Consider the following 10,254-nt stretch of genomic DNA (forward strand, 5'->3'; position numbering starts at 1 on the left):
CAGGGCCGCCGCCTCCGTGGCCGCGGCGGCGCCCAGCGCGAGGGCGGGGGCATGCCGGTGGCGGTGCACGGTGAGCAGGCGGGCGAGCAGGAGCAGGGCGCCCAGGGTGAGGGCCTGCGGGTAGCACGCGGGAGCGCGCAGGAGGGTGCCGCAGAGCGCGAGCAGTGCGGCGAGGGCGCCCAGGAACACGGCGAGCACGCCGAGCAACAGGGGGCGCGCGGCTGCCGTGAAGTCCTCCAGGCCCCGGCTGCGGGCGAGCCTGCGGCGGGCGCCGGCGGTGAGGAGGTGGGCGGCCCAGGCCGCCGGGGCGCAGGCCAGCAGGAGGGCCAGGGTGGGCGCGGTGGCCGTCGGCCAGGGGGCGTCCGGGGCCAGGCCGGGCGGGGTGTCGGGGCCGCCCGTCAGGACAGCGCGGAGGAGGCCGTCGCCGACGAGGGCGTACCCCAGCAGCCACAGCGTCCACGCGCGCGTGCCGACCGTGGAGCCCCGCGCGCGCGTGCCGGGCGGGCCGGCGAGCGGGCTGTGGCACAGTGCCGCGCGCGTGGCGAGGGCGACGGCGAGGATGCCGCCGAGTGCCACCAGCTGGCGGGGGTGTCCCTGGGTGAGGCGCAGCCCGGTCACCGTGGCCGCGCCGAGCGCTCCGGGCAGGAGGGCGAGCAGGACCCAGCCGGCCCGGACGCGGGGCACCGGCAGGGGCTCGGGCTCCGGGCGCGGCTCGGCGGTGCGCGGCACGCGCGCGTACAGCTCTTCGGCAAGCGAGAAGACATCGCGGTGGCGGAAGCGGGCGGCGGTGCGGTCGGTGACGCCGTGCGCCTCCAGCCCCGCGGCGATCTCCAACGGGTCCACGGCCCGCTCGCACAGCTCGCGGTGCCGGTGCAGCAGGGATTTCACCGGGTCCACGGACCCCCGGCGGGGCGCGGGGGCGCGCCTCCGACTACTCGTCCCCGGCCCGGCATCCGGAACGGCATGGGGGGCGGGGGTGGGCGGAGTGTCGGGGGCGGAGGCGTCCGGTGATCCAGAAGCTTGTACCGAAGCCTGCCCGGCGGAGGCGTGCCCACCGGCGACCCCGTGCCCGATGGCGGAGCCGTACGCGCCGGCCGAAGGAACCCGGGCGGCGGTCGGCCCGGCGTTCTCCGCCGACGGCTCCCCGCCTGCGGCGTCGTCGGACGTGCCCGCCAGCCACTCCCCCGACCGGGCATCCCACGGGTCGGCCCCGCTCGGCGTCCCCGGCCGGTCCGGTCCGGCACCCGGCCCGCCCTGAAGGCCGCCCGCCTCGTCGGCGGGGACGGAATCCACGGAATCCCTGAAATCCACGGCATCCACCACGCGCACCTCCCTGCGTCCCCGGGCCCCATCGGCCGGCTCGGGAGCGAGCCCGCCGCCCGCGAACCCGCCGTCGGCGAGCCCCCCGCCGGCCAGACCGCCCCCAGGCGTCCGCGCGCTGTCCAGCTCGTTCATCGGGCGCCCTCCGTCGCGAGCGGGGTCGCCCGGACCGGGGTGTTCGTGGCCCAGGTGGGGATGGCGCGGGGTGTGGGGCCGGTCCAGTGGCCGGGGACGCGGGACTCGGCGGGGGCGGCGAACGGCAGGGGTTCGCCGGACTCGTCCAGGACGACCCGGCGGACCGGGCAGTGCGAGACGATCTCCAGGTAAATGCCGTGAAATGCCGCGATGTTCTGCTCGACGGTGAACAGTTCGAGCGCCCGGGCGCGCGCGGCGGCACCGAGGCGCTCACGGCGCTCGGGGTCGCGCAGTAGCGCCACGCACGCCTCGGCGAGCGCCCTGGGGTTGCGCGGGGGCACGACCAGTCCGGTGCCGCCGATGACCTCCACCACCGCGCCCGCGTCCGTGGACACGGTGGCCCGGCCGCAGAACATGGCCTCGACGAGGCTGATCGGGAAGCCTTCCACGACGCTGGAGCGGACGACGACCGCCCCGGCGGCGTACGCGTCGGGCAGCGCGGGGATGTCGGGGGCTCCGACCTCCTCGAAGGAGACGGGGTTGTCGCCGACGGCGTGCGCGCCCTCCGCCTCGTCCGGGAACAGCTGGGCCGCGAGCGCCCGGCAGTGGCCCAGGTATGCCTCGCCCTCGGCTCCGGAGGGCGCGCCGACGATCCGCAGACGCGCCTCGGGCTCCTCCCTGCGCACCTCCGCGAAGGCGTGCAGCAGCGACACCAGGTCCTTGGCGGGGTCCACGCGCCCCACCCAGACCAGGGTGTGGGGGTCGGCGCGGTCCGGGGACTCGCCGACCTCGGTGAACCGCTCGGCCGCCATGCCGGGGTACACGGTGCGGATCCGGGCGCGGTCGGCGCCGCACCGTTCCTGCCAGCGGCGGGCGTGGGCGTTGCCCGGGGTGAGGATCTCGGCCGCCCGGTAGACCTCGGCGGCGAGCCGGCCGTGGAAGGCGCCGAGCAGGGCGCGGACGGCGGGGGCGGCGGCGCCCGGGCCGAGGGTCAGGTAGTGCGAGCGGAGCTGCACGCCGTATTCGGTGACCAGCAGCGGTACGCCGGAGAAGTGCCGGGCGAGGAGTCCGCAGAGGGCGGCGGGACCGCCCGAGGTGGCGTGGCAGAGGTCGGCCGCGCCGAGGCCGTCGTCGCCGTACCAGTCGAGGGAGAGGGGGCGCAGGGCGCGTTCGATGTGCGCGGCGACGGTGAGCAGATCGGGTACGCGCGCCTCGCGTGCCGTGCGCAGCGCGCGAGGGGCGCGGCAGGCGCGCTCCAGTGCGCGCACGGCCGCGTCGGAGCGCAGGGCGCCGACGAGTCCGCCCTCCTCGCGGGCGAGTTCGGCGAGCGCGTACAGGGCGGTGCCGAAACGGTCCGCCAGATCGGCGGAGGCGTCCTGCGGCCGGATGGGCGACGCATGCCCTCCTCCGGCCCCGGTGCTCTCCGCGTGCCCAGCCGCGGCCCCATAGCCCGCCGCGCCCTCGGCCCCTCCCCCGTCGGCCCCGGCGCACACCGCCGCCACCAGCTCCCCGTAGCACTCGGCGAAGCGCCGGCGTGCGCGTCGCCCGAGCGCGGCCCCGTCGTCGGCCGTCCACAGCGGGGCCGTACGCACCCGGCTGACCTGCGGTGGGAGCGGAACGCAGCCCTCGGCCTCCTGGTGCCGGCCACGGCTGAGCGCGTAGACGTCGAACTCGTGCTGGTCGAGCCCGCGCACGAGCCGGTCGCACCAGAGCATGGCGTCACCGCCCACATAGGGATAGCCACCCTCGGTAAGCAGTCCTATGCGCACCTGTGCACCCCCGATCTCCCGTCTGGGGAGCCGCCGTTGTCCTGGCGGCTCGCAGCGGGACGAACGTAAGGGGACAAGGCGGTGGTGCGACGGACGGTTGTCCGTCGCACCACCAAAAGGGGTGAACGGTCGTAACTTTCGCGTGCGGGTCGCGTTCCGTCGCGCTAAGGGATCAGACAGTGATCGCGCGAGCGCGAAACGTTACGCCACGGCGGGACGCGGACCGTGCCTGCCGCTGGGCCCTGCGCCGCTACACCGCCGCCGGTTCGCGCCTGGCGGCGCGCCGCCGCGCCGCCAGTTCCGGGTCGAGCGCCGGTACGGCGGCCAGCAGCTGCTTGGTGTAGGGCTCGCGGGGGCTGTCGTACACCTCGTCGGCGGGGCCGTACTCGACGAGCCGGCCGCGCCGCATCACCGCGACCCGGTCGCTGACCTGGCGTACGACGGCGAGGTCGTGCGCGATGAAGACCAGGGCGAGGCCGAGTTCGCGCTGGAGTTCGCCGAGCAGGGCGACCACCTGCGCCTGCGTGGTGACGTCGAGCGCGGAGACCGGCTCGTCGCAGACGATGACGCGCGGATCGGCGGCGAGCGCCCGCGCGATGCCGATGCGCTGGCGCTGACCGCCGCTGAACTCGTGCGGATAGCGGTCGTAGTGCGCCCCGTCCAGGCCCACGCGCTCCAGCAGTTCCGTCACCCGTTCCCGGATGCTCCGCTCGTCGGACCCGCCGCGCGCGCGGAGCGGGTCGGCGATGGACTCGCCGACGCTGCGGCGCGGGTTGAGGGAGGAGACGGGGTCCTGGAAGACCATCTGGACGGACGGGTTCACGCCGTTGTGCGGGCGCCCTGCGTACCGGATCTCCCCGGCGGTGGGCTCCAGCAGCCCCACGAGCATGCGGCCGAGCGTGGTCTTGCCGCTGCCGCTCTCGCCGACCACGCCGAGGGTCTCCCCGCGCCGGACGGTCACCGAGACGTCGTCCACGGCCGCGAAGGCCCGCTTGCCGCGCCCGAACTCGCGCCGCACGCCGACGGCCTCCAGCACTACCTCGTCGCCGGCCGGGGAGCCGGTGCGGCGGGCGTCCACGCGCGGGACGGCGTCGAGCAGTTCCCGGGTGTACGGCTCGGCGGGTGCCGCGAGGATCGCGCCGACCGGGCCGCGCTCGACGGCCCGCCCGTGCCGCATGACGAGGACGTCGTCGACGCTCTCGGCGGCCACGCCCACGTCGTGGGTGACGAGCAGCAGGCCCATGCCGGTCTCCTCGCGCAGCCCGTGCAGCAGGTCGAGGATCTGCGCCTGGACGGTGACGTCGAGGGCGGTGGTCGGCTCGTCGGCGATCAGCAGGTCCGGCTCGCAGGCGAGGGCCATGGCGATCAGGGCGCGCTGCCGCATGCCGCCGCTGAACTCGTGCGGCCGGGACCGGGACCGCCGTGCGGCGTCCGGGATTCCCACCCGTTCCAGCACGTCGACGGCACGCGCGCGTGCGGCGCGGCGCGACACGCGCGCGTGGACGCGATGGACCTCGGCGATCTGGTCGCCGATGGCGTAGTAGGGGTCGAGCGAGGACAGCGGGTCCTGGAAGACCATGGCGGCCTTCGCGCCGCGGAGCCGGCGCAGCTCCTCGTCCGAGGCCGCCTGCACGTCGGTGCCGGCCACCCGCACCGAGCCGCCGACCCGGGCACCGGTGCCCCGGTGCAGGCCCAGCAGGGCGCCCGCGACCGTGGACTTGCCGGAGCCGGACTCGCCGACCAGGGCCAGGGCGCCGCCCTTGGCCAGGCGGAAGGAGAGGCCGTCGACGGCGCGCAGGCTGCCGAACTCGACGGTCAGGTCCGTCACCTCCACCAGGCCGTCCGCCGCCTCCACGCTCGTGTCCACCGCTCCCACCACGCTCATGTCAGTACCACCCGTCGGTCGGCCACCGCGTAGAGCACGTCCGCGACGGCGTTGGCCAGGACCACGAAGAAGCCGGTCACCAGGACCATGCCGACGACCACCGGCAGGTCGACGACCTTCACCGCGTGCACCAGCTCCTGGCCGATGCCGGGCAGGCCGAAGAGGGTCTCGGTGAGGACGGCGCCGCCGACGGCGGAGCCCACGTTGTTGGCGTTCAGCGCGATCACGGGCGCGAGCGCGCCGCGCAGGGCGTGCCGGCCGACGACGGTGCGCTCCGCGACGCCGTACGCGCGGAAGGTGCGGATGTGGTCCTCGGCGAGGGTCTCCAGCATGGCCGCGCGGGTGAGGCGGGCGAAGGCCGCCGCCTCGATCAGGGCGAGCGAGAGCCAGGGCAGCAGGAGGTTCCACGCCCATTGCTCGGGGTCGTCCGTGAAGTTCACGTACTGCGGGAAGGGCAGCAGTTGCAGTTCGCCGCAGACGACGATCATCAGGACGAGGCCGATGACGAAGACGGGCGTGGCCGTGCCCGCGAGGGTGACGGCGGTCAGCACCCGCTCGGAGACCCGGCCGCGCCGCCAGGCGGACAGCACACCGGTGCCGATGCCGAGGAGGAGCCACAGCACCATGGCGCCGAGGACCAGCGACACACTGACCGGCAGCTTCGTCAGGATGATGTCCAGGACCTGCTGATCGGACTGGTACGACTGCCCCAGACAGGGCGCGGCGCAGTGCTCCACCGAGGTGCCCGTGGAGAAGTCCTGGCCGACGAACAGTCCCTGGAGGAAGTGCCAGTAGCGCAGGTAGAGGGGGTCGCCCAGTTTGAGCTGCTCGGCGACCTGGTGCACCTGTTCCGGTGAGCAGCGCGGGCCGCAGGTGATCTGGGCGACGTTGCCGGGGGTGACGTAGAAGACGACGTAGACGATCACCGAGATGGCGAGCAGGGTGACGACCGCGCCGGCGGCGCGGCGCAGCAGGAACCCACCGAAGCCGCTCATGCGGAGGCCTCCTTGCCGGCCGCGTTCCCGGCCGCTTCGCGGGTCGCGCCGTCGGCCGTGCTCCCGGCATCGGCGGAGGCCTTGCGGCCGGTGCCGACGCGCAGGCGGGAGGCGGCGCGCGGGTCGAGGGCGGTGCGCACGCCGTCGCCGAGGACGGTGAGCGCGAGGACGGTGACGAACAGGGCGCCGGCCGGCAGCAGCAGGTACTGGGGTGCCGCCTGGTACCAGACGTCCGCGGCGGTCAGCATCTGGCCCCAGGACGGGGTGGGCGGCTTCACGCCGACGCCGAGGAAGGACAGCGCCGCCTCGACGGAGATGTTCGTGGGCACGAGCAGTGCGGCGTACGTGAGGACGGGCGCGGCGAGGCCGGGCAGGAGTTCGCGGCGCGCGACCCGCCAGGTGCCCCAGCCGCTCAGCCGGGCGGCGGAGACGTAGTCGAGGCCCTTCAGGGAGAGGGTCTGGGCCCGCACGATCTTCGCGATGGTGCCCCAGGCGATCAGACCGATGACCAGGGTGACCAGGACCGGCCGGGGGAAGCTGGACGGCACGATGGCCAGCAGTGCCAACGACATGATCATCAAGGGCATCGAGACGATGATGTCTGTGGCCCGGCTCAACAGTTGATCAACCCATCGGTTGCCGAGCGCGGAGGCCACGCCGACTGCGACGCCGATGGCGACCTGGACCACCGTGGCGGCGAGCGCCACGCCCAGCGAGACCCGCGCGCCGTAGACCAGCCGGGCGAACATGTCGCGTCCGGTCTGCGGTTCGACGCCCAGCCAGTGGTCGGCGCTGACGCCGCCGAAGGAGCCGATGGGCACGCCGCCGCGCGCGGAGTCGATCAGGCTGGGGTGGTAGGTCGTGGGGTCCTGGCCCTCCAGTGCGGTGAGCAGCGGCGCGGCGAGCGCGATCAGGACGAGCAGCGCGACGACGGCCGCGGCGACCAGGGCGGCGCGCTGCGCCCGCAGCCGCCGCCAGAACTGACGTGCCCCCGAGACCGCCGGGACGGAGGTGCCCGTCCCGGCGGTCTCGACGACGGCAAGTGCCTCGCTCACGGTGCTACTTCACCGCGACCTGGGAGATGTCCAGCACGCCGGTCCAGTCGCTGATGACGATGTTCTTGACGTCCTTGCCGTACAGGCGCTTGTACACCGGGTGGAACAGCGGCACGACGAGGGCCTTCTCGCCGATCTTCTTGTCCAGCGCGCCCCAGCGCTGGGCCGCGGCGTCGAGGTCGGTCAACTTGTTGATCGCGTCAATCTCGTCATTGACCGACTTGTCGTTGAGCTGACCCGTGTTGAAGTTCGCTCCGTCCTTGACGATCTGCCGGCCGTCGAAGATGGGGGCGAGGAAGGGACCGCCGGAGGGCCAGTCGGCACCCCAGTGGGCGAGGAAGAGACCGGGCTCGGTCTTCACGCTGTGGATCTTGTCCCGGTAGTCGTTCTCCTCCAGGCCCTGCAGCTTGACCGTGATGCCGGCCTTCTTGAGCGCGTCCTGGACGGCGGTGGCGATCTCCGGGCTGGTCTCGAAGTCCTTGCTGTTGGAGTGGGTCAGCGTGATGGTGAGGCCGTTCGCGTAGCCGGCCTGCTTCAGCAGCTCCTTGGCCTTCGCCGGGTCGCCGGACCTGCCCGCCGGGAACGGGTCGTACGGCGTGTAGCCGAAGGACTTCTGGTTCGGCAGGAAGGTGGTGGCGGGCTCGGCGAGGGCGCTGCCGCCGGCCGCGTTGACCACGGAGGACCGGTCGATGGCGTAGGCGACCGCCTGGCGCACCTTGGGGTTGTCGAACGGCTTCACCTTCGGGTTGAAGGCGAGGTAGTTCGTGTAGCCGAAGTGGCCGGTGCCCACGCGCGCGGCCAGCTCCTTGTCGCCGGACACCTTGGCGAGTTCGGCCGGGCCGAGGTTGGTGTCCGTGGTGACGGCCGCGGCGTCCGCGCCCTGGGACGCGGACAGCCGCTGGTTGATCACCGAGGAGTCCAGGCCGGAGCGCACGTCGATCCGGTCCGGGTACGCCTTGCGCTCCTCGTCGGTCGCCGCCGACCAGTGCGTGTTGCGCTCCAGGACGAGGTGCTCGCCGTCGTTCTCGTTCGTGACGACCTTGTACGGGCCGGACGAGACCGGGTGCGACTCGTACTTGGTGCCCGTGTCCTTGCTCCGGGGCACCGGGGTGAACTGCGTCTGCGTGGCGAGGTAGGGGAACTCGCCCTCGGGCTTGTCGAGGTGGAAGACGATGGTCCGGGAGTCCGGCGTCTCGATCGCGGACAGGCCCTTCTTGTCCTTGTACGGCCCCTGGTAGTCGGCGGCGCCGACCAGCCAGTCCCGCAGGTAGGGGGCGCCGCCGGACAGTTCGGGGGCGAAGGAGCGCTCGATGCCGTACTTGATGTCGGCCGAGGTGATCGGCGTGCCGTCCTCGTACTTCAGGCCCTTCTTCAGGGTGTACGTCCACACGGTCGCGTCCTTGTTGGGGCGCCCGGTGTCGGTGGCGAGGTCGGGGACGACCTTGGCGCCGGCCGCGCCGTTCTCGCGGTTGCGCGTGGTGAGGGTGCGGAAGACCAGCGAGGGAACGTTTCCGCCGCCGGAGGTGTACAGGCGCGCCGGGTCGAAGTCGGTCTGCGGCTGTGAGTTCAGGACCGTGAGCGTGCCGCCCTTGTGGGGCGTGGAGTCGCCACCGGAGCCCTTGGCATCGCTGTCCTTCGGGCCGCAGGCGGCGGCGCCCGCTGCCACGACCAGGCTGACGGATGCCGCTGCCACGCGGCGCGCTATGACGGACGGTTGACGCATCGGAATGACGACCTCTCGGGGTGACGTGACTGTCGGTCGAGGGTTTCTCGACAGATGAGACATGTGGACGAGGAGTGAGACGCCTGCGGACAGACGTCGGCCCCGGCGCCGGGTCGTCGAAGAGATCCGTGACGCGGTCACGGACGAAAGGGAGGAAAGAGTCGCGACGCGAACGCCGGGGAGGCGGCGTCAGCGACAGTGGATGTCGGCCACGCAGAGTGCGGTCACGCCGATGAGCGCCAGCTCGATGGCGGCGCTGCTGCAGACGGCATGACTAGACCACATGGGCAGAAATATGAACGATCATATGGCTCGTGTCAATGTGACATAAGCGGTGGCTGTCAACTCTGGGGATAGGGCCAGGGGTTGGGTCGGCAGTGGATCCCGTCGTGGTCCAGGAACTTGGTCTGCTGCTGCATGACGGGTGCCAGCTCGCCGTCCTTCTGGCAGCTGACGTGTCCGTGACCGAGCCGGTGACCGACTTCATGGTTGATCAACATCTGCCGGTACGCATGGATCCGGTCACCGTACGTCTTGCTTCCCTGAGCCCACCGGTACGCATTGATCATGACGCGTTCGGTCGCGGCCGAGTCGCAGGAAACGTTGTCCTCCGTGGTGTCCAGGCCCGACTTGGCGCACCACTTGGCAGTGGTCCCGGGGCTGGCCAGCGTGATCACGAAGTCCGGCTTGCCGGAGGAGACGCGCTCGAAGGTACGGGCGCCGCCGTGGGCCCAGCTGCGCTCGTCGTTCAGGGTCTGCTGCACGGCCTCGGCGAACAGCGCGCCGTCCAGTCCGAGGCCCCGCTCGACGTCGACGCGGTACCGGTACTTCTGCCCGGTGCCGGGCGCCTTGTCGAACCCGGGCACGGCGTCGAACTTCCCCGGGCCCTGCAACGTGGCGCCGAGCGGGTACTTCCTGCCCATCTTCTGGTCGTACGTCAGCGTCACCGCGCTCGGTGCGGCGGAGGGCGTCGGCGCACCCGGGGTGTCGCCGGGGAGGTGTCCCTCACCGGCCTGGCCGGCGGCGGACCGCGAGCGCGCGTCGGCGCCGCCCTCCGCCTTGGTCACCTGTCCGGCGACGACCACCGCGAGCACGGTCGTGACGGCGGCCGCCGCGATGCCGGTGAAGGCCCACCCCTTGGTCCCGCCGCGCTGCGCGGGCACACCGGCGCCGGGCGCGGGGGCCTCCGCGCTCTCGGTCTGCGCGGTGCGCCCGCCGGCTCCGTCGAAGGCCTCCAGGTACTCCTGCCGGGGCCCGGGGCGGCGCCGTGCCCCACCTCCCCGTCGGACCGCGCCGTGAACCGGATCGCGGTACGGGAGTCGAAGGTCTCGCCACCGGTCGTGAGGTCCAGTTCGACCGTGTACCGGTGGAC

At 73.3% G+C, this 10,254-nt stretch carries 8 protein-coding genes; all 8 read right to left on the bottom strand.

From position 1 onward, the window contains the following. On the bottom strand, positions 1–1,074 hold a 1,074-nt coding region (locus ABZV94_RS37330), incomplete at its 3' end, for a hypothetical protein (RefSeq protein ID WP_356348752.1). Between the two features lie 377 nt (positions 1,075–1,451). Next, positions 1,452–3,224, bottom strand: coding sequence for a DUF3492 domain-containing protein (locus ABZV94_RS37335; protein WP_356348740.1), 1,773 nt, complete (start codon positions 3,222–3,224; stop codon positions 1,452–1,454). Positions 3,225–3,474: 250 nt separating this feature from the next. Beyond that, entirely contained in the window at positions 3,475–5,109 is a 1,635-nt protein-coding gene (locus ABZV94_RS37340; RefSeq protein WP_356348742.1) for an ABC transporter ATP-binding protein, read from the bottom strand. Continuing rightward, positions 5,106–6,104 (bottom strand): ABC transporter permease, encoded by a 999-nt coding sequence (locus ABZV94_RS37345; RefSeq protein WP_356348744.1) that lies wholly within the window; start codon positions 6,102–6,104, stop codon positions 5,106–5,108. Before ABZV94_RS37345 ends, ABZV94_RS37340 begins: the two co-directional genes overlap by 4 nt. After that, positions 6,101–7,159, bottom strand: coding sequence for an ABC transporter permease (locus ABZV94_RS37350; protein ID WP_356348746.1), 1,059 nt, complete (start codon positions 7,157–7,159; stop codon positions 6,101–6,103). Before ABZV94_RS37350 ends, ABZV94_RS37345 begins: the two co-directional genes overlap by 4 nt. A gap of 4 nt (positions 7,160–7,163) precedes the next feature. Next, complete coding sequence (locus tag ABZV94_RS37355; RefSeq protein WP_356348748.1) at positions 7,164–8,882, bottom strand: ABC transporter substrate-binding protein; 1,719 nt, start codon at positions 8,880–8,882, stop codon at positions 7,164–7,166. A gap of 189 nt (positions 8,883–9,071) precedes the next feature. Continuing rightward, entirely contained in the window at positions 9,072–9,167 is a 96-nt protein-coding gene (locus ABZV94_RS37360; protein ID WP_309550493.1) for an Ms4533A family Cys-rich leader peptide, read from the bottom strand. 56 nt (positions 9,168–9,223) lie between these two features. After that, a partial coding sequence (locus ABZV94_RS37365; RefSeq protein ID WP_356348750.1) for a DUF3152 domain-containing protein occupies positions 9,224–10,254 on the bottom strand: 1,031 nt, incomplete at its 5' end.

The organism is Streptomyces sp. NPDC004658 (assembly GCF_040609555.1).
GTDB lineage: Bacteria > Actinomycetota > Actinomycetes > Streptomycetales > Streptomycetaceae > Streptomyces.